The 19,498-nt window shown below is 64.9% G+C and carries 23 protein-coding genes and 1 pseudogene; 9 read left to right on the top strand and 15 right to left on the bottom strand.

Annotated elements, in window-relative coordinates:
• Positions 1–215 precede the first annotated feature (215 nt).
• The 4 genes from ACX9NE_RS23895 to ACX9NE_RS23880 form a co-directional block, all read right to left on the bottom strand.
• Entirely contained in the window at positions 216–476 is a 261-nt protein-coding gene (locus ACX9NE_RS23895; RefSeq protein ID WP_459364014.1) for a hypothetical protein, read from the bottom strand.
• 91 nt (positions 477–567) lie between these two features.
• On the bottom strand, positions 568–987 hold the full coding sequence (locus tag ACX9NE_RS23890) for a nitroreductase family deazaflavin-dependent oxidoreductase (protein ID WP_459364015.1): 420 nt from the start codon (positions 985–987) through the stop codon (positions 568–570).
• A gap of 148 nt (positions 988–1,135) precedes the next feature.
• Positions 1,136–1,405 carry an EF-Tu/IF-2/RF-3 family GTPase gene (locus tag ACX9NE_RS23885; protein WP_459364016.1) on the bottom strand — a complete coding sequence of 90 codons (270 nt, stop codon included), beginning with the start codon at positions 1,403–1,405 and terminating at the stop codon, positions 1,136–1,138.
• Between the two features lie 44 nt (positions 1,406–1,449).
• Complete coding sequence (locus ACX9NE_RS23880; RefSeq protein ID WP_459364017.1) at positions 1,450–2,355, bottom strand: haloalkane dehalogenase; 906 nt, start codon at positions 2,353–2,355, stop codon at positions 1,450–1,452.
• Between the two features lie 86 nt (positions 2,356–2,441).
• Between ACX9NE_RS23880 and ACX9NE_RS23875 the strand changes: the two genes are divergently transcribed.
• Positions 2,442–3,053: a TetR/AcrR family transcriptional regulator gene (locus ACX9NE_RS23875; protein ID WP_459364018.1), complete on the top strand. Its 612-nt coding sequence runs from the start codon at positions 2,442–2,444 to the stop codon at positions 3,051–3,053.
• Here ACX9NE_RS23875 and ACX9NE_RS23870 read toward each other — a convergent pair.
• On the bottom strand, positions 3,050–4,060 hold the full coding sequence (locus tag ACX9NE_RS23870) for an NADP-dependent oxidoreductase (RefSeq protein ID WP_459364019.1): 1,011 nt from the start codon (positions 4,058–4,060) through the stop codon (positions 3,050–3,052). The genes ACX9NE_RS23875 and ACX9NE_RS23870 overlap by 4 nt on opposite strands.
• Positions 4,061–4,137: 77 nt before the next feature.
• Here ACX9NE_RS23870 and ACX9NE_RS23865 point away from each other — a divergent pair, with 77 nt between their 5' ends.
• The 3 genes and pseudogenes from ACX9NE_RS23865 to ACX9NE_RS23855 form a co-directional block, all read left to right on the top strand.
• Positions 4,138–4,983: a class I SAM-dependent methyltransferase gene (locus ACX9NE_RS23865; protein ID WP_459364020.1), complete on the top strand. Its 846-nt coding sequence runs from the start codon at positions 4,138–4,140 to the stop codon at positions 4,981–4,983.
• A 169-nt stretch (positions 4,984–5,152) separates the two neighbouring features.
• Positions 5,153–5,359 carry a hypothetical protein gene (locus tag ACX9NE_RS23860; protein ID WP_459364021.1) on the top strand — a complete coding sequence of 69 codons (207 nt, stop codon included), beginning with the start codon at positions 5,153–5,155 and terminating at the stop codon, positions 5,357–5,359.
• Positions 5,360–5,527: 168 nt separating this feature from the next.
• Positions 5,528–5,632, top strand: a pseudogene (locus ACX9NE_RS23855) (hypothetical protein); the annotation flags it as partial.
• Positions 5,633–5,657: 25 nt separating this feature from the next.
• Here ACX9NE_RS23855 and ACX9NE_RS23850 read toward each other — a convergent pair.
• From ACX9NE_RS23850 to ACX9NE_RS23830, 5 genes are read right to left on the bottom strand one after another with little or no spacing between them, the layout of a single operon-like run.
• Positions 5,658–6,809, bottom strand: coding sequence for a hypothetical protein (locus tag ACX9NE_RS23850; protein WP_459364022.1), 1,152 nt, complete (start codon positions 6,807–6,809; stop codon positions 5,658–5,660).
• Between the two features lie 16 nt (positions 6,810–6,825).
• A complete protein-coding gene (locus ACX9NE_RS23845) occupies positions 6,826–7,665 on the bottom strand; it encodes a glycoside hydrolase family 16 protein (RefSeq protein ID WP_459364023.1) in 840 nt (279 codons plus the stop codon).
• A gap of 51 nt (positions 7,666–7,716) precedes the next feature.
• Complete coding sequence (locus ACX9NE_RS23840) at positions 7,717–8,907, bottom strand: PPE family protein (RefSeq protein ID WP_459364024.1); 1,191 nt, start codon at positions 8,905–8,907, stop codon at positions 7,717–7,719.
• 25 nt (positions 8,908–8,932) lie between these two features.
• On the bottom strand, positions 8,933–10,114 hold the full coding sequence (locus tag ACX9NE_RS23835; protein ID WP_459364025.1) for a PPE family protein: 1,182 nt from the start codon (positions 10,112–10,114) through the stop codon (positions 8,933–8,935).
• Between the two features lie 38 nt (positions 10,115–10,152).
• Positions 10,153–10,449 (bottom strand): PE family protein, encoded by a 297-nt coding sequence (locus ACX9NE_RS23830; RefSeq protein ID WP_459364026.1) that lies wholly within the window; start codon positions 10,447–10,449, stop codon positions 10,153–10,155.
• 734 nt (positions 10,450–11,183) lie between these two features.
• Here ACX9NE_RS23830 and ACX9NE_RS23825 point away from each other — a divergent pair.
• Positions 11,184–11,450: a hypothetical protein gene (locus tag ACX9NE_RS23825; RefSeq protein WP_459364027.1), complete on the top strand. Its 267-nt coding sequence runs from the start codon at positions 11,184–11,186 to the stop codon at positions 11,448–11,450.
• A 7-nt stretch (positions 11,451–11,457) separates the two neighbouring features.
• Here ACX9NE_RS23825 and ACX9NE_RS23820 read toward each other — a convergent pair whose 3' ends face one another.
• Positions 11,458–12,105 (bottom strand): cutinase family protein, encoded by a 648-nt coding sequence (locus tag ACX9NE_RS23820; RefSeq protein ID WP_459364050.1) that lies wholly within the window; start codon positions 12,103–12,105, stop codon positions 11,458–11,460.
• A gap of 153 nt (positions 12,106–12,258) precedes the next feature.
• On the opposite strand from ACX9NE_RS23820, the gene ACX9NE_RS23815 reads away from it, so the two are divergent.
• The 3 genes from ACX9NE_RS23815 (at position 12,259) to ACX9NE_RS23805 (ending at position 14,809) form a co-directional block, all read left to right on the top strand.
• The gene (locus tag ACX9NE_RS23815; protein WP_459364051.1) at positions 12,259–13,029 is read left to right on the top strand and encodes a glycerophosphodiester phosphodiesterase; all 771 of its coding nucleotides are present in this window, start codon (positions 12,259–12,261) and stop codon (positions 13,027–13,029) included.
• A gap of 269 nt (positions 13,030–13,298) precedes the next feature.
• Positions 13,299–14,075: a DUF1906 domain-containing protein gene (locus tag ACX9NE_RS23810; RefSeq protein WP_459364028.1), complete on the top strand. Its 777-nt coding sequence runs from the start codon at positions 13,299–13,301 to the stop codon at positions 14,073–14,075.
• Entirely contained in the window at positions 14,057–14,809 is a 753-nt protein-coding gene (locus ACX9NE_RS23805; RefSeq protein ID WP_459364029.1) for a C39 family peptidase, read from the top strand. Before ACX9NE_RS23810 ends, ACX9NE_RS23805 begins: the two co-directional genes overlap by 19 nt.
• Before the next feature lie 56 nt (positions 14,810–14,865).
• Here the strand turns inward: ACX9NE_RS23805 and katG are convergent, their stop codons facing one another.
• Positions 14,866–17,100 (bottom strand): catalase/peroxidase HPI, encoded by a 2,235-nt coding sequence (gene katG, locus ACX9NE_RS23800; protein ID WP_459364030.1) that lies wholly within the window; start codon positions 17,098–17,100, stop codon positions 14,866–14,868.
• Positions 17,101–17,148: 48 nt separating this feature from the next.
• The gene (locus ACX9NE_RS23795) at positions 17,149–17,553 is read right to left on the bottom strand and encodes a Fur family transcriptional regulator (protein ID WP_459364052.1); all 405 of its coding nucleotides are present in this window, start codon (positions 17,551–17,553) and stop codon (positions 17,149–17,151) included.
• A 155-nt stretch (positions 17,554–17,708) separates the two neighbouring features.
• Here ACX9NE_RS23795 and ACX9NE_RS23790 point away from each other — a divergent pair, with 155 nt between their 5' ends.
• A complete protein-coding gene (locus ACX9NE_RS23790; RefSeq protein WP_459364031.1) occupies positions 17,709–18,170 on the top strand; it encodes an alpha/beta fold hydrolase in 462 nt (153 codons plus the stop codon).
• Here the strand turns inward: ACX9NE_RS23790 and ACX9NE_RS23785 are convergent.
• Complete coding sequence (locus ACX9NE_RS23785) at positions 18,160–18,630, bottom strand: SRPBCC family protein (protein ID WP_459364032.1); 471 nt, start codon at positions 18,628–18,630, stop codon at positions 18,160–18,162. The genes ACX9NE_RS23790 and ACX9NE_RS23785 overlap by 11 nt on opposite strands.
• Entirely contained in the window at positions 18,627–19,316 is a 690-nt protein-coding gene (locus tag ACX9NE_RS23780; RefSeq protein WP_459364053.1) for a DUF899 domain-containing protein, read from the bottom strand. The genes ACX9NE_RS23785 and ACX9NE_RS23780 overlap by 4 nt, the downstream gene beginning before the upstream one ends.
• Positions 19,317–19,498: the final 182 nt, after the last annotated feature.

Genomic DNA, 19,498 nt, shown 5'->3' with positions numbered 1-19,498 from the left:
GCAACGGTGTTGCCGGTAGACGGGTGGTCTAGCGCTGCCGCGCAGTGGCGCAACCGCCGACACGGTCACCAACGCGACGAACAGCTACGGCGTCACGAACCGAACCGGTGCGGCGAGGCGGTTGAGCCCCATCCAGCGAGCCTGCGGTCTCGCCTGAACGACGCATGGTCCCAGTGACTCGGGACCATGCGGTCTGATCAGGATACTCAGAGCTGTTAAGAATCAGCGCCCTTGTGGTAGCGGGTCAAGAATCCGACGGCGCCCACCGCTGCGGCGGCACCGACGGCGAGCGAGAAAACGATGTGGAAAGCCATCGCCCCGGCGAACACACCGAACGCCATCGTGATGTAGAGCATCCAGATCAAGCGGAACAGGCTACCGACAGCCAGAACGGCTAAGCCGATCCCGATCCACAGGCTCCGCTGCCTGTCGACGCGGTTGATTTGTGCCTCGATGCCGGCGGGGACGATGTTCATCTGCAGCATTCCTTTCCTGGCGCGCCGCCTTGGTGGCGTCGTCGTTGCACCAAGTACAGGGGTGCCGCACGGCTACCGATCCCAAAAAACCTCAGATGCGCTGCAACTCGATCACCGGGATGACCCGGCCGGTCTTGGACTGATATTCGCCGAATCCCGGCGCCTGCTCAACGATCCGCGGGTAGACAGCGTCGCGCTCGTCAGTCGGCAGCTCACGGGCCCGCACGTCATAGGCATCGGTAGCGATTTCGATGTGAGCCACCGGGTGGGCGCGCAGGTTGTGCAGCCACGCGGGGTCGACATCGGCACCGGCGTAGGAACCGACGATCAGCAACTTGCCGTCGACATCGAATGTCATCACCGGATTGACTCTTTCCTTTCCGGATTTGGCTCCGGTGCTGTGCAGCAACAACAGTGTTGCTCCCTCGAAGGGGCCGCCGACCTTTCCGCCGTTGGCGCGGAACTCATTGATGATGTCGGAATTCGCGGAAACATCGGGACGTTCAGCCATGCTCGATACTCCTGCCTGCGGGTGATTGGTCTCAGCTTGGAACATCCGGTATCGCCGGGCTCAACCGGGTCCCGCTGCGGATCCACGCACCACACCGGCGGTTGGTCACATCGCGGTGTAATGCCGTTGCAACAGTGCGGCTTTCGCGCTACGCAAGGTAGACGCCGCCGGAGGTGATGACGTCGCCTGCGGTCAGATCACTCTTGGCGAGCTTGCGAAACAAGACTCCGATAGTGTCACCGGTCCCGGCCCTGTCCACCTTCTTGCGGAACGCCTCGATCCCATCGACAGCCACCGACGGTCCATCGTTGATCCGTACCTGGTCTCCGACCCTCAGCTCGCCGTACTCGACTCGTCCGGTTGCCACCGTGCCTCGCCCCTTGATCGCGAACACGTCCTGCACGGTCATGCGAAACATGATGGCACGCTAATCGGGACTCATCGTCGCGGCGTAGGCGACCGCTACGCGTTGGTGGTAGCAAGCCGGGACAGCAGGACTTCGGCCAGTCGCTCCCCGCGGTCCTCCTGCAGGAAGTGCGCGGCGCCCTCGATCCGCACCTGCTCGCCCGCGGTAGGAATCAGATCGCAGAACAGTTGCCCGGCCTTGGGGTAGGGAAAGATCGGATCCGAATCCGAAAAGGCAACCAGCGCGGGCTTATTCCAGCGGGAGAGTTCGTCGTTGATCGCTCGCATCCGCTCGGCGCCGGGCGCGTCCTCGGTGATCGGAACGAGCAGCGGGAATTGCGCGGCGCCCGCCTTCGATTCGGTCGTGGGGAATGGTGCGTCGTAAGCGGCGAGGATATCGTCGGGGAGGTGGGTGGTGGTGGCGCTCTGGATCACGAAGCCAACCGGGAGGTCGGGGTTCTTCTCCGCGAAGTTGCGCCACGCCATGAAACCCTTGGACACGTTTCCGGTGAACAGACCGGTGTTCATGATCATCAGAGCCTCGACCCGGTCCGAATTCTCGGTCGCCCAACGCAGCCCGATCGGGCCGCCCCAGTCCTGCACGACAGCCGTTGCGTGGCGCAGATCGAGCGAAGAAAGCACCGTCGCTACCAAGTCGCTGTGGCGGTCATAGGTGTACCACCGGCGGTCGGTCGGCTTGTCAGACCGACCGAAGCCGACGAGATCGGGCACAATGACGCGGCGTCCTGCCGCGACCAGCGGTGGCAGCATCTTGCGGTAGAGGTAGGCCCAACTCGGCTCGCCGTGAAAGCACACAACGGGTGCGCCGTCGCGCGGCCCCTCGTCGAGATAGTGCATCCGCAAGCCGTCGACCTCGAGGTAGTTCGGCGCGAAGCCGTATCCCGGCAGATTCTCGAAACGCGCATCCGGGGTGCGGAAAACCTCGGGGGTGGGCGAATTCATCGCGGCGATCTCCATTCGTCTCGGGGGTCGGACCACAACGTAACGGATTTTTGACCGACCAGTCAACTACGATCTACGCTGAGCCCATGCCACGCACCTCGGACGCGCGGAACCGCATCGTGTCGACTGCCGCCCGCCTATTCCTCGAACGCAGCTATCACGATGTGGGCGTCGAGGAACTCTGCGCGGCCGCCGATGTCCGTAGAGGCAGCTTCTACCACTACTTCTCGTCAAAGGCCGATCTCGCCAAAGCAGTAGTCGACCTGCACCTCGGGGTCTTTCAGGCGCGCTTGGCGAGCCGGTCGGGGGCCACGCCGGCCGAGCGCCTGCTGGCGATTCCGGACGCGATCGCAGGGATCCAGACCGGGCTGCACAAACAATTCGGGCGTCTGGTCGGCTGTCCGTTCGGCAACTTGGCCGCGGAGCTATCAACCACCGACGAGGCCGTACGTCGCCACCTCGCCGAGCGGCTGGCCGCACTGGAGGGCCACCTGGCCGGCATCTGCCGGGACGCCGCCGAAGACCGGACGCTGCGTCACGGCGTCGACCCTGACCGACTGGCCCGAGCCCTGTTCGCGCACTACCAAGGACTGATCCTGCTCGCGAAACTGCACGGATCGACCGCGTCGGATCTGGCGCCCGCGTTGCACGAATTCATCGACGGCTATCTGAGTGACCCGCTCGGGACCGGTGGTTAAGTGATCTTCACCATCAGCTTGCCGACGTTCTTGCCGTCGAAAAGCATGTTGATGGCCGTGGGCAACTCCTCGAACCCTTCGACCACGGTTTCCAGTGGCGTCAGTTTGCCCTGACCGATCAGTCCGGCGATCTCGCTGATCGCTTCGGGCGCACGGCCGAAGTGGTCCAGCACGATGAATCCCTGCAGCTTGGCGCGCTGGATCAGCAGATTGCCGAACGCCCGCGGACCGGGCGGCGGATCGGCGTCGTTGTACCCGGAGATCAAACCGCACAGTGCAATGCGTGCATTGATGTTGAGCCGCGCGAAGATGGCGTCCATGATTTGACCCCCGACGTTCTCGAAGTCGACATCGATGCCGTCGGGGGTTGCCGCGACCAGCTGGGCGTGCCAGTCGTCCGCTTTGTGATCGACCGCTGCGTCGAAGCCGAGCTGCTCGGTCAACAGGGCACACTTTTCCGGGCCGCCGGCGATGCCGACGACACGGGCGCCGTCCGCCTTGGCAAGCTGTCCGGCCACCGAGCCGACCGCGCCCGCGGCGGCCGAAACGACCACCGTCTCGCCCGGCTTCGGCTTTCCGATGTCACGGATACCGATCCACGCCGTCAGGCCTGTCATTCCGAGCGCGCCCATGTAGGCACTCGGCGAGACGCCCTCGGCGACCTCGACCGGCATCAATGGCATCTGGTCGGATGCCACGACGTACTCCTGCCAGCCGACCAGACCCTGCACGATCTGACCGACCGGGTAGCTCGGGCTGTTAGACGCGATCACCTCGCCGATGCCGCCGGCGCGCATCACTTCGCCGATCCCTACCGGCGGCAAATAGGTCGGCGCATCGGTGATCCACATCCGGTTGGTGGGGTCAAGGGAGATCCAGTCGACGCGGACCAACGCCTCACCGTCGCCGATCTCCGGTATCGACTGCTCGCTGAGCATGAAGGTGTTGGGTCCGATGCGTCCGGTCGGTCGTTCGTGCAGGAGGAAACGGCGGTTGCGGTCGGCCATGAGCGAACCGTACCCGACGCTGTTATGGCGCGATATGGGCGAACAGGTTGTCACCGCACAGTGCTATAACCCACCGTATGGCAGGCGCCGACTATGTCATCACACACGTTTCCGATACAGCGCGGTGGACGGCATTGCATAGGGCCACCGAATCAGCACGTCCGGATGCGCTGTTCGACGACCCACTTGCCGAGCGGCTCGCGGGTCAGCAGGGTCACGCCATCGTCGCCCGCGTTCCGAGGTCGACCCGCAACGGCTGGTGGCTGGTCGCTCGCACGAAGATCATCGACGACGCGGTTCTGCAGGCCGTGGCCGAGGGGTGCGACCTAGTGCTCAACCTCGCCGCCGGACTGGACACCCGCCCCTACCGGCTGGACCTACCAGCGGATCTCGCCTGGGTTGAAGCGGATCTGCCGCAGCTGTTGGCGCAGAAGACACAGCTGCTCGCCTACGAGCAACCTCGGTGCCGGCTGACCCGGACCGCGGTCGACCTGGCCGACCCTGATGCTCGGGCCACCTTCTTCGATGAAGCGCTCGCAGGAGCCGCCCGGGCGCTCGTGCTCTCCGAGGGGCTGTTGATGTACCTGGACGACGATGACGTCGCGGCCCTTTCGGCCGCGATCAGCCGACCCGAGGTCGCCTGGTGGATGCTCGACTTCGCGGGACCCGGGTTGAAGAAGATGATGAACCGCAAGATGGCCGGACTCTCGGAGAATGCGCCGTTCAAATTCGCACCGGAGAACGGATTGGCCTACTTCGAAGGACTCGGCTGGCACGTAGTGCGAGCCGAATCGCTGTTGATGGCCGCCCGGCGATTCCGCCGCTTACCGGTGTTGATGCGCGCCGCCGCCCGGCTACCACAACCCGATCCGCGGAAACCCGGGCGAAAGCCGTGGAGTGCGGTTGCCCTGCTGGCTCGGTAAGGGCGTGCTCGACATATGTGGCGCAGGTCATCGTCCGGTTTCGAATTCACGGCAAATTCTCATCTTGGGACACGGTTAGGTCACAGGTTTGCTGGGCATCCTGCCTCTCAGAGCTTCAAACCACACGGTTGTAGCTTTCGCGAAGTAAGTCGGAGAGGAGTTGACAATCGTGGCGAGTGAATCAGAGGCAACCGTGATTTACCTGCAGTCCCATCCATTGTGGACGGCAGCGCAGCGCCGAGAGCGTCAGCTCCAAGATGCCATGCGTCGGCATCCCGCCTATATCGCCAGGCAGCGCGCTGCCGCAGCGGGCGGACCCGTCCCCACCGCTCGGCGCACCTTCGGCCGTTACTCGACCGCGGACGCGCCCGCATGACGCCCTCAAACGAACTTCGGGTTTGTCGGCGATAAACCTGACCGCAAATCGTGGAGCGCACATTCCGTCCGCGCTCTTTCTTTGCTGAGAATTTCTCAGGCGCAACCCTCCTATTCTGGAACGAGCCACTAGCAGGGAGCGCCATGTCGCAAACACCGGCCCCGACGACCCGCTGGTAACGGAATCCGGGACGGACTCGGCGGGATCGTCGACGGTATGGGGCGGGCGGCGACGAGCGCGGCCGACTCGGTGGGCCGCAAGATCAACGAATGACGCCAAAAACCCGAATAACGGTCGGCTAACGGGGCGGACGGGAGTCGACGGCAGCGGGTTCACCGATCCATGCGGCGAAAACGGGCACACCGGCCCACGGATCTCGCCTGCCGCGGGCAGGCCTACTACCGACGACAGCGACCACCGCGTAGGGGTGACCGAATCGCAGAGTGGCCGTGCGGCTCAGCCCTGTCGGCATCATCGCACTGCGTAGTGCGACGGCTGTGACCGCCGCCGCTTCGAAACCCCACCGGTTGTAGCGGGCGACCGCCGACTGGCGGGCCTGGATATCGGGTGCCGCCCGCAAGGCTACTGCCAGCGCTTGTCTCACCGCGCCGAACCCGAGTTCGGGATCTGCCGTCAGCTCATGGTTCGACGACGCCTGCCACGCCGGCAACACCACGCGCACCCGGTCTCCGTCCCCTCGGCGGTCCTCGGTAATCGTCCAGAACTGATCATCACCCAGCGGGAGGTCGGAGAGTTCCCGCCGCGCGACGGTCGAACCGGTGGCTTCTCGCCACGCGATGTCATGGGCGGCCGAAAGGACTGCCTCCGGCGGGGCGTCTTCGCGGGCGATCACCGACGTCACCTGCAGCGAATCGCCGCCGACGGCGGTGTGGACGGCCAACGTTCCCAACCCCGCGACGTCGGCGAGATACCCTTCGGTACCGCGGAGTGCCTCGGTGACTCGGGTGCTCCAGGGCGACCTCAAATCGGCGGCGCCAGTGGTGTCGTAGGGCCGCAGCCAGGCAATGCGGGTGGCCAGAGCACTGGCCAGCACCGCCGTCATTCCGGCGCAGTCGACCGGGAACCGATCGATCAGTCCATCGGTGTGATCGCGTGCCCACGCATCAGCCTGCGCCTGGGTGGGCACCGGCCCCGTTTCCACGGCAGCAGGGAGATCGCCGGGCCACTTTGACACCCCCCACACGGCCAGGGCACTGCGGATGACCTCAGGCGGATCACCAAGCAACTCGTCGAGTGCGCGTCGCGCACGCTTGACGTCGACGCCCAGGACTTTCTCGAGATCGTCGCGGACCGAGCCCCTGGCCAGAGGCGCCGCCAGAGCCAACAGCAGCCAAGCACCCAACGGTGAGGACACCGAGTGCCGACCGGCGTGCAGGCGACCAAAACGTTGTGCGTATCGCGTGATCAGCGGCCCAGGGGCGACGCTCATCCCCGAACTGTAGTGGCTACCAGACCCGGACGTAGTCGACGAGCATCTGAGCGGGATAGCTTCCCCGTCCGGGATCGCCGCCACCGGATCCGGCGACCGCGAGATTGAGGATCGGGAAGACCTGGTAGCCGGGGTCGTTGAAGGGCCAGTCCGCCAATGAGTTCGCGGCAACGGTGAAGTACGGTTGCGCGCCGTCGGTGTAGTCCTGCCAGAAGCGCATCCCGGCGTCGTCCCACTGCACTCGCCAGGTGTGCCACGCGCTGTCCAAGGCGATGTTGTGGGTCTTCCACTCCGATCCGTTGGCTTTCGCGTGGACCGTGGTCGCCGAGGGCCAGCTGCCGTTGCCATACCACTCGACGACGTCAATTTCGCCCTGAGCGTCGCTGGACAACCAGAACGCCGGCCATGCCCCGGGGGTCAGGCAGTCGAACTTGATCCGGGCCTCCCAGGTATGGCCGATGCCGCCCTGCCAGGGGCTAAAAACCTTGCCGCCGTAGTAGGTCGGGCCATCCTTGGCGGCACGGATGACGAGGTTGGAGTTGCCGTCGATGAAGACGTTCTGCCGGTCGTCACGGTACTGGCCGACGTGTTCCGGCAGTTCCCAGTAAGTCGGGTCCTTGATCGTCTCGCGGGCTTTCGACACCGTCCACTTGGCCGGATCCGGAGCCGAACCCGCGGGCCCGTCGAATTCGTCGTGGAAGATGTACGGACCCGCGGCACCGCTGGGAGCCACCGGCGCAGGCGGTCGGGGAGAGGGCGAGGCAAGGGCCTTCGGCAGGGGGGCCGCGCCGAGGGCTGCGGCGCCGGTCATCAGGCCCGCCATCATGAGCACGCGGCGACGATCCATTTCGGGCATCAGCAAGGCACCCTAGCAGCCGGGGAGAAACAGGCGGAAATCCGCGAGCGCCTAGCCGGCCGCCGGCGGCCGGGTCATGAAGGTCAACCGGTGCCCGTATGCAGGGTTTTTGCGGCCGTTGCCGGCATTGAAGAACTGTCCGAACGGCGGTGCCACCGGGGTGTTACCAACCACGGCGCCTTCCGCCTCGCCCGGAATCGCGGTGGTGTTGCTGAGCGCAGTCGCGCCCGAACCCGTCGCGGCGTTCACCGAAGAAGTCCAGCTTGCCGGCACCGACAGTCCACTGAGCGGCACTGCTCGACCCAATCCCGCGGTGACGCTGCTGACTTTCGTCCCGACGCCGGCCGCAGATGCTCCCGCGGCTTGTGCGGCGCCTTCGACCGCCTTGGCGGCGGGGGCCAGGCTGTTGGCCAACGCAGTCATGGCTGAGGAGCCGTTGCTGACCTGCCCGAAGGCCTGCCCTGCCTGGAACTCCGAGGCGATGGCCGAGACGTAGGGCGAGAGGTACTTGCTGTACAGCGGAACGATGTCATCAAGGGGAGTGTTCGCGATCAGCCACTTGTCAATCGTCGCGCCGTTCAGTGACATCGACAGCGTCTTGAGGACGTCGGCCAGTCTGCTACTCAGCGGCGCTGCGGCGTTCATGATGTCGGTGTATCCGTTGGTGTACAGATCTTTGAATGCCGTAACGGCCTGGTCAGCAGCCGTATATGGGTCGGCCACATCGGTCGGCTCAGGTAATTCGCTCAGCTGAGCGGCTGCTGCCGAGCTGCCCGCATAGCCGTACATCGCCGCGGCGTCCTGAGCCCAGAACTCCGCGTACAGTGCCTCGGTTGCGGCAATCGCCGGGGTGTTCTGACCCAAGAAGTTGGTCGCCACCAATGCCGCCAGCAGTGCGCGGTTTGCGGCGATCACGGGCGGCGGAACTGAGGCCGCAAAGGCCGTTTCGTGGGCAGCAGCGGCCGCGAAGGCCTGGCCCGCGACATGCTCGGCCTCCGCGGCACTGCTGTCCAGGAAGGCGACGAAGGGAGTCGCCGCTGCGAGCATCGACGCCGACGCCGGTCCCAGCCACGGACCACTGGTCAGCTCGGTGATCACCAACCGATGTCCCGACGCTGCGGCCTGCAGGTCAGCCGCCAGCCCACTCCATGCCGCGGCCGCAGCCAGCATCGGACCCGGCCCCGGGCCGGTGTATATACGACCCGAATTGATCTCGGGCGGCAACGCACCATAATCGACCATTGGTTGTGCCGAGGTGTGGTGGCCGTTACCCGGCGGCCGGCGGCTTGGCCATGACCGAGGGCTTGAACCCGTAGGTCGGCTGATTCCGTCCATAGCCGCCGTTGACGAACTGCCCGAACGGCGGGGCCATCGGGAAACTGTTGGCGCCCTCAGCGGCCGCCGGGATTGCGCTCGCTATTCCCGGATTGCTGGTGGCATGCCACGGCACCCAGTTCGCCGGCACCGACAAGCCGCCGATCGGTAGCGCCTTGCCCAGACCCGCGGCTACGCCTCCGAGGTTGCTCGCGGCGCCTGCCGCCGCCTGCCCGGCACTGGCCGCGGCCGCCCCCGCCGCGGATGCTGCGCCTTCGGCCGCCTTGGCCGCTGAGGCCGCCGGCTTCGCGAAGTTCGCCATGGCGGTCAGACCGTTGCTGACCTGGCCGAACGACTGCGTCGACTGGATCGTGGCCGCCAGGGAGTTGACGTAGGGCGAGAGGTACTTGCTGTACAGCGCAACCACGTCGTCAAGGGGAGTGTTGGCCACCAGCCACTGGTCTATCGCCGTGCCGTTGAGGGGCGTCGACAAGGTCTTGAGCACATCGGCCACCCGGGAAGTCAGCGGATTGGTCATGAGGCTGCTGTAAGTGCTGTTGAACTGGGATTTGAGGACCGCCATGGCCTGGTCGGCTACTCCCAGAGGGTCAACAACCTCCGCCGGCGGGGGCAGCTCCGCCAACCTGGTCGCCGCCGCCGCACTGCCCGCATAGCTGTACATCGCCCCCGAATCCTGCGCCCAGAATTCGGCGTACTGGGCCTCGAGGGTCGCGATCGCCGAACTGTTCTGGCCGAGCAGGTTGGCCGCAATCAACTCTTGCAGCAACGCACGGTTAGCCGCGATCAACGGGGGCGGAACGGTCGCCGCGAACGCCGTTTCGTAGGCATTCACAGCGGCGGTCGCCTGGGTTGCCGCCTCCGCTGCCTGTTCGGCACTATTGTCCAGCCAGTTGAGGAAAGGACTCACGCTGGACGCCAACGACGCCGCCGCTGGCCCGAGCCAGGGACCGCTGGTCAGCGCCGTGATCACCGCGCGATGACCCGTCGCGGCGGCTTGCAGATCAGCCTCCAGCCCACTCCATCCCGATGCAGCGGCCAGCCATGAGCCCGGCCCTGGCCCCGCGTACAAGAGCCCGGAGTTGATCTCGGGCGGCAACAGGCCGTAGTCAACCATTCTCTGTTATTCCCTTAGTCTCTGGTGACCGTGACCGATCAGATCGAAGCCGCGTTAGCAGCTTCAGTCGCCGCGTATGAACCCGCGCTCGTGCCGAGCGTCGCAGCCAGTGCCGCCTGAATCTGGGCGGCGCGCGCCTGCAATTCCTGGAACCTCGCAGCGTGGGTGGCGAATTGCGCCGCTGTCAGTATCGACACGTCATCAGCCGCCGCCGGGACGACGCCGGTCGTGGGCGCGGCGGCAGCCGCATTGCCGACGTTCAACGCCGCGCCCAGCGACTGGAGGTTGCTCGCTGCGGCTGCCAGGTGTTCTGGATAAGTGCGTACAAAAGACATAGTTTCCTCCCCGGAAGCTGTGGGAACGGGTTGTCCCGCTCAGCGTGCTGCCGTTATCTCAGTACGGTATTGACCGCGTCGCGACCGGTTCAATATGGCAAATCCCGCCGAATGGTCTCTGATCTTGCTGTTTATCCAACATTCACCTTGATTTTTAGTCACAAGATCTTCATAGAAACTGCGCAGCATCCTTGCAGCTGGTGGCCGCATAATCCGCACGCCTACCAAACGCCGCCTCGGGTAGCAGTACGGGGAGAGACACCGGACGCGCCCGCATACTCGCGCAGACCTTCGCGACGAACCGAAATAGATTGTCTCCATGTATCTTTGATGTTCACGCAGCAGGTGGCGGTGCCGTCTCGCCGGTGCACCCGCTTGCTGTGGAACCGACGTCTGCGAGCTTTGCAACGGCCGGCGTTTTCCACAGGTGCCGACGACCGCCGAACATGCGCAACGGAAGCCGGTAGTCTTACCCGACGAGCGAGCGTCGCTGAATAGAAACAGACCGGCAAAACATATGAATACCGATGTCTGACATAAAAACTCAAGGTGATCATATCTGTCTGATCGGTGTTCCCGGCGCGCCGAAGGCAGCCCTCCCTTTATTTCAGCCTGATTTTTATAGTGATGCGGGCGCCCCGGGGACTGGGCGAACGGAACGCGCCTGGATTTCTTGGCCGATGCGTGGCTGTCGTGTGACCGTACCGCGACGGCGGCCAAGCACGCTCTTGTACATGACGGTGCTGGTCGGCCTCGCGCTGGTGACGGCCCTGTGCACCGGGTACTTCTTCGGGCGGCGCACCGGCACCAAATACCCGACGTGGCACAAGCGGACCAGCAGACTGGCTCTGGGCAGGCTTACCGCCAGTCTGGTCGCGCTGGTAGTCGCCCGCAGAATGCAACGAATCCTGTTCGCGCAACGTGGGTTTACCGCGGTCGCCGGCCGCTGCGGGCAATTGCCGGCGCCACGGCGCCTACCCCGACGCAACAGAGGCCGTTAGCCGGCGGCTACAGCTTGCCGGCCACGAAGTCGGCGGCCTGACTCGCCATGCCGGCCTGCACGTAGGCATTGGCCAGGTGCTGCGGCCAGTTGTCCTTCCAGGTGTTGGGGTCGGCGGGGTTGCACACCGGGTCCGCTCCGTGGCAAAGCTCGATGGTGCGGTCGCCGTAGAGCGGGCTGAAATTCGTGATGGGCCCGACCCACTGACTTCCGTTGCCGAACAGGGCGACCGCCGCGATGTGCTGATCGGCGCCTTCAGGAAGTGGGCTGTCGAATCCGAATGCTGACATGGGAACCGCGAGCACCACGTCGGTTACCGCGGCGCCCAGCGAGTAACCGCCCAGCACCAGCCGCGTGCCGGGACAGCTGTTGATCATGTACTGGATGTGCCGGCTCATGTCGTTGGCGCCGATGTCGATCTCGGAGTCGGCGGGATACTTCACCGCATAAGTGCCCATGCTCCGCCCGCCGATTCTGGAACTGAGCGAGTTGATGAACGCGTTGCCGAGGACGCCCGGCCCCGCCGATTCAAGACGCCCACGGGCGAAGACGACCTCAACCTGTGGGCAGTTGGCGGCGGCCGCCCATCCGGGAGCCCCGGGTGTTCCGGGCGACAGCACCACACCGGGGAAGAGCACCGCGGCTGCCGCCGCGATCCGGGTAACTAGTCGGCGCACAACACATGATGGTAGCGAGTCATGTTGCCGCGGTGTGCCGCTTAACGAGTTTGTTTCACCGGCCCTGATGCCACTGGCCTTTTGCGCTGCCGTGGACATACTTACCTGATGGGCGATGACGAGACGACGGACGTGGAGTTTCTTCGCGAAACGGGTCGAATTGCCATGGCGCACAGGGGTTTCACGTCTTTCAAATTCCCGATGAACAGTATGGCCGCCTTCGGTGAGGCGGTGAAACTGGGTTTCCGGTACATCGAGACCGACGTGCGCGCGACCCGCGACGGCGTCGCAGTGATACTGCACGACCGCCGCCTCGGGCCGGACTGCGGGGTACGCGGCGCAGTCGACGAGCTGGATTGGCAGGTGGCCCGAACGGCAGATCTCGGTGCGGGGGAGTCGATCCCGACTCTGGAGGATCTGCTGACGACGCACCCCGACATCCGAGTCAACATTGACATCAAGGTGGCATCAGCGGTCGAACCCACCGTCGAAGTTATCGAGCGGACGAACGCCCACGACCGGGTGTTGGTGACGTCATTCTCCGAACGCCGCCGACGGCGTGCGTTGGGTCTGTTGTCCAAGCGGGTCGCCAGCGCGGCCGGGACGGGAGCCTTCCTGGCGGTTCTGGCGGCGAAGACGTCCCGCAATGACGCGTACGCCTGGCGACTCATGCGCGACAGCGATTGCCTGCAGCTTCCGTCACGATTGGGGACCGTGCCCGTGATCACACCCGCACTGGTGCGGACGGCCCACGAGATGGGCCGTCAGGTGCATGCCTGGACAGTCGATGACCCAGCAGAGATGGAAGCACTTTTCGACATCGGCGTGGACGGCATCATCACCGACCGCGCTGACCTGCTACGCGAGGTGCTGGTGGCGCGCGGCCAGTGGTGGCAGCACTGATAGCAAACACGAGGCAGACCAACACCCAGACCATCGTTCTTCGCTGCGCATTGAGAGTCGAGCGTTTTCGCGCGCTGAGTCTGCGAGCCTGGTCCTCACCGAGCACATGCACGTTCCGCGGTATCGAAAGCATTGCTGCACAGCTAACGCGCCTGATACGCAACCCGCCTGTCAGCAAACGGCTCAGGGATTCCAGGATTTGCCACAGGTGCCGGTGGGAGGTCGTCGTAGCCGCTTGGCGAGAGTACGAATCTTGCTAACATCGCGCGATGCCCGAATCGGCTCCGCCCCGCGGTCTGCGTTCCCTGTCACGACGCACCTTGTTCTCGTACGCCCTCGCGCCAGTGTTCTTCGGGGCGCTGGCATCCACCGTCGAGCCACCCAGAGCATCGGCCGGCAGCGGCCAGTTGATCGATTTCGCCTTGCACACGATCCCGCCGGAAGAGATCAAAGCGGCCGGCTACGACGGCGTGGTGAACTATGTGTCCGAGTCACGGCCGGGCATGAACTTCGAGGCCAAGCCGATCACCCGCCAGTACGCCGACGCGTTGCGCGCTGCGGGGTTGCACATCGTCAGCAACTTCCAGTACGGCAAGCCCGGCGGATCCGCGCCGTCGGATTTCACCCGCGGCTACGACGGCGGCGTGGCGGATGCCCAGACAGCGCTGGCCCTGCACAACGCGGCGGGGGGAGGGGCCTCGGCGCCGATCTTCTTCAGCGTGGACGACAACATCGATCAGGGCACCTGGAATAGTCTTGCCCTGCCGTGGTTTCGGGGAATCAACTCGGTGCTCGGCGTGGGACGCACCGGCGTCTACGGGCATTCCCGTGCGTGCGCGTGGGCGATCAGCGACAACGTTATCGGGCGCTCGACCACGCCCGGTTACCGGTGGGCGTGGCAGACGAGGTCCTGGTCCAACGGAGAACGCGAATCGGCCGCCGTGCTCTACCAGGGCGTGGTCAATGGTCCGCTGCTCGCCGGGACGCAGATTGACATCGACGACATCCTCGCCGCGGATTACGGGCAATGGGATCTCGCTCGATAACGGCACTGGTCGGCTTGCTCGGCGTCGTCGCCGTCTCGGCGTGTACTCCGGCAACTCCGTCGACCATGGCATCGCCGCAGTCGCAGGTGAGTATCAGCGTCACGTTCGCCAGTACGGCACCGGCACTGCCCAGCATCACGTCGACGACGGTGAGCCGCACGGGTGTTTACGGTGATCCCGCTGCGGCCGCCCAGTACTGGCAGCAACAGTCACTCGAAGACAACTGCGGCCTGTTGTCGGTGGCCGACGTGGTCGGGCAGATCACCGGTCACGCACCGACCGAGCAGCAGATGATCGCACTGGCGGTCAACACACCCTCGGGGACCAACCCCGGTCCGATATACGCGCCGGTGAACGACCCGAGCCACGCCAACGGCACCGGCGGCATCGAAATGGCGGACGAGGTGGTGCTGCTCGCGCACTACGGCATCCAGTCGGCGATGATTGACGCCGCGACACATCCCGGTCAGACCGGGATGCCCGCGCTCGAGCGGTATCTCACCGACAACCGCAAGATCATCGCGTGGGTCAATTCCGCGGTCATCTGGAACACCGGCGACCAGCGCACCGCGGCCGATCACTTCCTGGTGGTCACCGGCATCGATACCAACGCCGAAGTGGTCCACCTCAACGACCCGGCCGCCGAACATGCTGATGAGCAGGTGTCGATCAGCACCTTCACCACGGCCTGGCAGACCGGGGGCGACTCCATCGTTGTCACCGCTGCGGCTTGAAGTGACGAACACCCCGCGAGCGCCTGGCTCGCGGGGTGCCGTCAGACGGACGCGGACTATTTCAGGTCGAACCGGTCATTGTTCATCACCTTGACCCAGGCAGCGACGAAGTCCTCCACGAACTTCCCGTGGTTGTCATCCTGGGCGTACACCTCGGCCAGCGCGCGCAACACTGAATTCGAGCCGAACACAAGGTCGTTCGCCGTCGCGGTCCACTTGAGTTCGCCGGTTGCCCGGTCGTGGCCCTCGTAGACGTTCTCGCCGGTCTTCGACGCTTTCCACTCGGTGCCCATGTCGAGCAGGTTGACGAAGAAGTCGTTCGTCAGCTTGCCGATCTGTTTGGTGAACACGCCGTGCTTGCTGCCGCCGTGGTTGGCACCCAGGGCCCGCAGCCCACCGATCAGTACCGTCAGCTCCGGCCCGGTGACGCCCAGCATGTAGGCCCGGTCCAGCAACAGTTGCTCGAGCGGAGCCTTCTCGCCGGGACGGACGTAGTTGCGGAAACCGTCGGCACGGGGTTCGAGCACCGCGAACGACTCCACATCGGTGTCTTCCTGGGTGGCGTCGGTACGGCCCGGCGCGAAGTGCACCGAAATCTCATACCCCGCGTCCTTGGCCGCCTTCTCCACCCCCGCGGAACCGGCCAGCACGATCAGGTCAGCCAGCGAGACCTTCTTGCCGCCGGACGCGGAGCCGTTGAAGTCCTGCTGGATCTCGGTAAGTACCGGCAACACCTTGTCCAGCTCGGAGGGCTCGTTGACCTCCCAGCTCTTCTGCGGTTCGAGGCGTATCCGTGCCCCGTTGGCTCCGCCGCGCTTGTCGGTCTTGCGGAAACTGCCCGCCGAAGACCAGGCCACTTTCACCAGTTGCGGAATCGACAGGCCCGACGCGAGCACCTTGGCCTTCAGGGCGGCGATGTCACTTTCGTCGACCAGCTCGTGATCGACCGCCGGCACCGGATCCTGCCAGAGTTGCGGCTCGGGAATCCACGGCCCGAGGTAGCGGCTGATCGGTCCCATGTCGCGGTGCAATAGCTTGTACCAGGCCTTGGCGAACGCCTCGGACAGCTCCTCCGGGTTTTCCAGCCAGCGCTGGGTGATCTGCCGGTAGATCGGGTCCTCGCGCAGCGACAGGTCGGTGACCAGCATGGTCGGGTTGCGGCCCGGCCCCCCGAAGGGGTCGGGAATAGTGCCGGCGCCGGCACCGTCCTTGGCGGTGAACTGCCATGCCCCGCCGGGACTCTTGGTCAGCTCCCACTCGTAGCCGTAGAGAGTCTCCAGGTAGGTGTTGTCCCACTTCGTCGGGGTGGGCGTCCACACTACTTCCAGGCCAGAGGTGATGGCGTCTTTGCCGCTGCCGGTGCCATACGTGCTCTTCCAACCCAACCCCTGCTGCTCGATCGGGGCGGCCTCCGGCTCCGGGCCGACCGGATCTGCGCTGGCGCCGTGGGTCTTACCGAAGCTGTGACCACCCACGATGAGTGCCGCGGTCTCCTCGTCGTTCATGGCCATCCGCCCGAACGTCTCCCGGATATCACGCGCCGCGGCGACCGGATCCGGCTTGCCCTCGGGGCCTTCCGGGTTGACATAGATCAGGCCCATGGTGGTCGCGCCATAGGGCTGCGCGAGTTCTCGCTCGCCGGAGTACCGCTTGTCGGTGCCCAACCATTCGTCCTCCTCGCCAAAGAGGATTTCTTCCGGTTCCCAGACGTCGGCACGGCCGAAGGCGAAACCGAAGGTTTGGAAGCCCATGTCTTCCAGGGCAACGTTTCCGGCGAAGACCAGCAGGTCTGCCCAGGAGATCTTGTTGCCGTGCTTCTTCTTGACCGGCCACAGCAGCCTGCGCGCCTTGTCCAGGCTGGCGTTGTCCGGCCAACTGTTCAGCGGGGCGAACCGCTGCATGCCCTGGCCGGCACCGCCGCGACCGTCGAAGATGCGGTAGGTACCGGCCGCATGCCAGCTCATCCGGATGAAGAAGCCGCCGTAGTGCCCGTAATCGGCCGGCCACCAGTCCTGAGACGTGGTCATGACCGAGACGAGGTCGGCCTTGAGTTGCTCGACGTCGAGCTTGGCGAACTCTGCGGCGTAGTCGAAGTCTTCGCCGAGGGGACTGGCCTGCGGTGAGTGCGTATGCAGCCTCGACACGTCAACCTGGTTGGGCCACCAGTCCTGATTGGTACGCGGAGCATGCGATTTGGGTGTCGGCGACGGGATTGCCGGGTTCTCGCTCTCGCTCGTGCTCGCCGAGTCGTTGGCGTGAGGAGGTCGGCTGTCGGATGTATCGGATGACACTGCATTCCTTCCGGGGTTATCTGAAACGGGCTGTGATCACGGTTGCGATCAGGAATCAGTACTCGAGCAGTCGGGGCAGAAGCCCCAATAGATGACCTCGGCCTCATCGAGGACGAAGCCATCCAAAACGTTGTCGTCGTCCGACGGGGTCAGACACGGCGTATCTCCGACGGCACAATCGACATCGGCGATTACCCCGCAGGATCTGCACACGACGTGGTGATGGTTGTCGCCGACGCGCGATTCGTAACGCGCCACCAGCCCCGAGGGTTGTATCCGGCGTATCAGGCCGGCCCCGGTCAGTGCGTTGAGCACGTCATAGACGGCCTGCCGGGATACTTCCGGCAGGACGACGCGTACGGCCGAGAAGATCGTGTCGGTGTCGGTGTGTGGATGAGCATGGACAGCCTCCATCACTGCAATTCGTGGCCGCGTTACCCGCAAATTGGCCATTCGCAACTGTTCGGCGTGGTCCGAGGACACATGCTCATACTCCGCACTTATCTGGAGTCAGTCAAGACTTTGCGCAAAGCCAGGGTGCATACTCGCCTAGGAGTTTTCCACGGCGTAGTCACCACTCAGGTAACCGCCCAACCGCTCGGGGTTCAATGGCTACCCAGCACCTTCATTGGACGCCGTCCGGCGTACGAATGCGTCTGCACCGGGTTCGCGACGGTGAGGCCAATTGGCTATTCCTCCCAGGCGGTCCGGGGATCGGCTCGGAGCGCTTGCGCGAACTCGTCGACGCGGTCGCGGTCTCGGGATGCTCGTGGCTGGTCGAGCGCCCCCGCGACGGATCCAACGCCAACGCTCCGGGCGCGCCGGCCAATCCCTGCAGCCTGTGGGATCGTCAATATCGATTCGCCTGGTGGCCAACCACATTGCCCACCCTTGTCGTCAGCGGCTCAGCGACCGGATCGTCACGCAGTCGTTGTGGCGGCGCTTTCGCGGGCGAGAACGCGATTTGGCGTGTCATCTCCGACGCTGGTCACTTTCCCTGGATTGAGCAACCCGACGTGGTGCGCGAGGTTTTCGCCGAACTCGAGCAGCGGATCGGACTCACTGCGTGACCGAGCGCTTGAGGGCCGCCAGCGAAGCCCTCAGATACTCTTCGGGAAAAGGTGGCATCCCACCGATCTGGTCTCGGAACTCTTGAGGCGTGGCCGTCCAGTCATAGGTCAGCGTGACATCCGTCCGGTCGCCGTGTGGGACGAGGTCGTAGCGCCAGAACCAACCGCCGAGGGCATGGTTGCCGGCCTCGTCGAGTCGCCCGGTCATCCACGCGATCACCCGGTCCGGCTCGAATTCGGTGACCAGATTGTGCGTTACATAGTCACCGCCGGCCGCGTCGAGATGCATGTTCATTGCGAAGATCTGGCCGATACCGGTGATCGGATCGACGGCCACCGCGTCGCGCACCCAGTCTCCGGGCTCGGTGTCGCGGTGGCGGGCCGGATCGGCCAGCACGGCGAAGATCGCCGCCGGGGAAGCCGGGATGGTGCGGGTGACGATGAGGCATTCGCTGCTCATCGGTCCTCTTCGGTTCCGTACGCACGCGCAATGTCCGGCGAGGCCGGCCACCCGGAATAGGTGGGCCGCGACGGCCATCCCGGCGGCGAATCCAGCCACTCCTCCTGACGGCCCCAGGGCAGGATGTCGATCAGCGCAAACGAGTGGCTGAGCTGCTCGGTGCCTCGCCCCGTGGTGTGCCAGGTGCGGTAGACGGTGTCGCCGTCGCGCAGGAACACGTTCACCGCGAAGCCGCCGCCGGGTGGTGCGTCCATGTCGGTGCCGAAAGCGCTGTCCGACGCCGAGTACCAGGGCATCTGATTGCCGACTTTGCGCCGGTATGCGAGCGCTTCGCCGATGGGTCCGTTGGTCACGATGACGAAACGGGCGTCGTAATTGTCGAGAAACTCCAGCCGGGTGAATTGCGAGGTGAACCCGGTGCACCCAGCGCACTGCCACTCTTCACCCGGAAACCACATGTGGTGGTAAACGATGAGCTGCGCGCGGCCGTCGAAGACATCCGCCAGACGTACCGGCCCGTGGGCACCGACCAGGGTGTATTCGGGCAACTGCACCATCGGCAGCCGGCGACGCTGGGCGGCGATCGCGTCCAGTTCCCGCGTGGCGGCCTTCTCACGTATGCGCAGTTCATCGAGCTGCGCCCGCCAGGTCTCCAGATCGACGATGGGCGGCTTGGCATTGAGCATGGACTCCACCTTCCCTCCTGAGGTATTCAATGCGAAGGTATGACCGGCCACACGTTCAAAAGTCATCGTCGCGGCGGTGTGACGCAAACGGTGTTTTCGCCGGGGATCGGCGGGGAACTAGCTATCCGCCGGCGTAGGGCATGCCGGACTCCTCACGGAGCTCAGGCGCCAGAAAGGCATAC

It is taken from the genome of Mycobacterium sp. ML4 (assembly GCF_054515735.1).
This window is presented reverse-complemented; position numbering and strand designations above follow the sequence as displayed.

What these genes read in the sequence shown, in the direction of transcription:
- ACX9NE_RS23895 (WP_459364014.1), bottom strand. Translation starts at nt 476, where the DNA reads ATGAACATCGTCCCCGCCGGCATCGAGGCACAAATCAACCGCGTCGAC.
- ACX9NE_RS23890 (WP_459364015.1), bottom strand. Translation starts at nt 987, where the DNA reads ATGGCTGAACGTCCCGATGTTTCCGCGAATTCCGACATCATCAATGAG.
- ACX9NE_RS23885 (WP_459364016.1), bottom strand. Translation starts at nt 1,405, where the DNA reads ATGTTTCGCATGACCGTGCAGGACGTGTTCGCGATCAAGGGGCGAGGC.
- ACX9NE_RS23880 (WP_459364017.1), bottom strand. Translation starts at nt 2,355, where the DNA reads ATGAATTCGCCCACCCCCGAGGTTTTCCGCACCCCGGATGCGCGTTTC.
- ACX9NE_RS23875 (WP_459364018.1), top strand. Translation starts at nt 2,442, where the DNA reads ATGCCACGCACCTCGGACGCGCGGAACCGCATCGTGTCGACTGCCGCC.
- ACX9NE_RS23870 (WP_459364019.1), bottom strand. Translation starts at nt 4,060, where the DNA reads ATGGCCGACCGCAACCGCCGTTTCCTCCTGCACGAACGACCGACCGGA.
- ACX9NE_RS23865 (WP_459364020.1), top strand. Translation starts at nt 4,138, where the DNA reads ATGGCAGGCGCCGACTATGTCATCACACACGTTTCCGATACAGCGCGG.
- ACX9NE_RS23850 (WP_459364022.1), bottom strand. Translation starts at nt 6,809, where the DNA reads ATGAGCGTCGCCCCTGGGCCGCTGATCACGCGATACGCACAACGTTTT.
- ACX9NE_RS23845 (WP_459364023.1), bottom strand. Translation starts at nt 7,665, where the DNA reads ATGCCCGAAATGGATCGTCGCCGCGTGCTCATGATGGCGGGCCTGATG.
- ACX9NE_RS23840 (WP_459364024.1), bottom strand. Translation starts at nt 8,907, where the DNA reads ATGGTCGATTATGGTGCGTTGCCGCCCGAGATCAATTCGGGTCGTATA.
- ACX9NE_RS23835 (WP_459364025.1), bottom strand. Translation starts at nt 10,114, where the DNA reads ATGGTTGACTACGGCCTGTTGCCGCCCGAGATCAACTCCGGGCTCTTG.
- ACX9NE_RS23830 (WP_459364026.1), bottom strand. Translation starts at nt 10,449, where the DNA reads ATGTCTTTTGTACGCACTTATCCAGAACACCTGGCAGCCGCAGCGAGC.
- ACX9NE_RS23825 (WP_459364027.1), top strand. Translation starts at nt 11,184, where the DNA reads ATGACGGTGCTGGTCGGCCTCGCGCTGGTGACGGCCCTGTGCACCGGG.
- ACX9NE_RS23810 (WP_459364028.1), top strand. Translation starts at nt 13,299, where the DNA reads ATGCCCGAATCGGCTCCGCCCCGCGGTCTGCGTTCCCTGTCACGACGC.
- ACX9NE_RS23805 (WP_459364029.1), top strand. Translation starts at nt 14,057, where the DNA reads ATGGGATCTCGCTCGATAACGGCACTGGTCGGCTTGCTCGGCGTCGTC.
- ACX9NE_RS23795 (WP_459364052.1), bottom strand. Translation starts at nt 17,553, where the DNA reads ATGGCCAATTTGCGGGTAACGCGGCCACGAATTGCAGTGATGGAGGCT.
- ACX9NE_RS23790 (WP_459364031.1), top strand. Translation starts at nt 17,709, where the DNA reads ATGGCTACCCAGCACCTTCATTGGACGCCGTCCGGCGTACGAATGCGT.
- ACX9NE_RS23785 (WP_459364032.1), bottom strand. Translation starts at nt 18,630, where the DNA reads ATGAGCAGCGAATGCCTCATCGTCACCCGCACCATCCCGGCTTCCCCG.
- ACX9NE_RS23780 (WP_459364053.1), bottom strand. Translation starts at nt 19,316, where the DNA reads ATGCTCAATGCCAAGCCGCCCATCGTCGATCTGGAGACCTGGCGGGCG.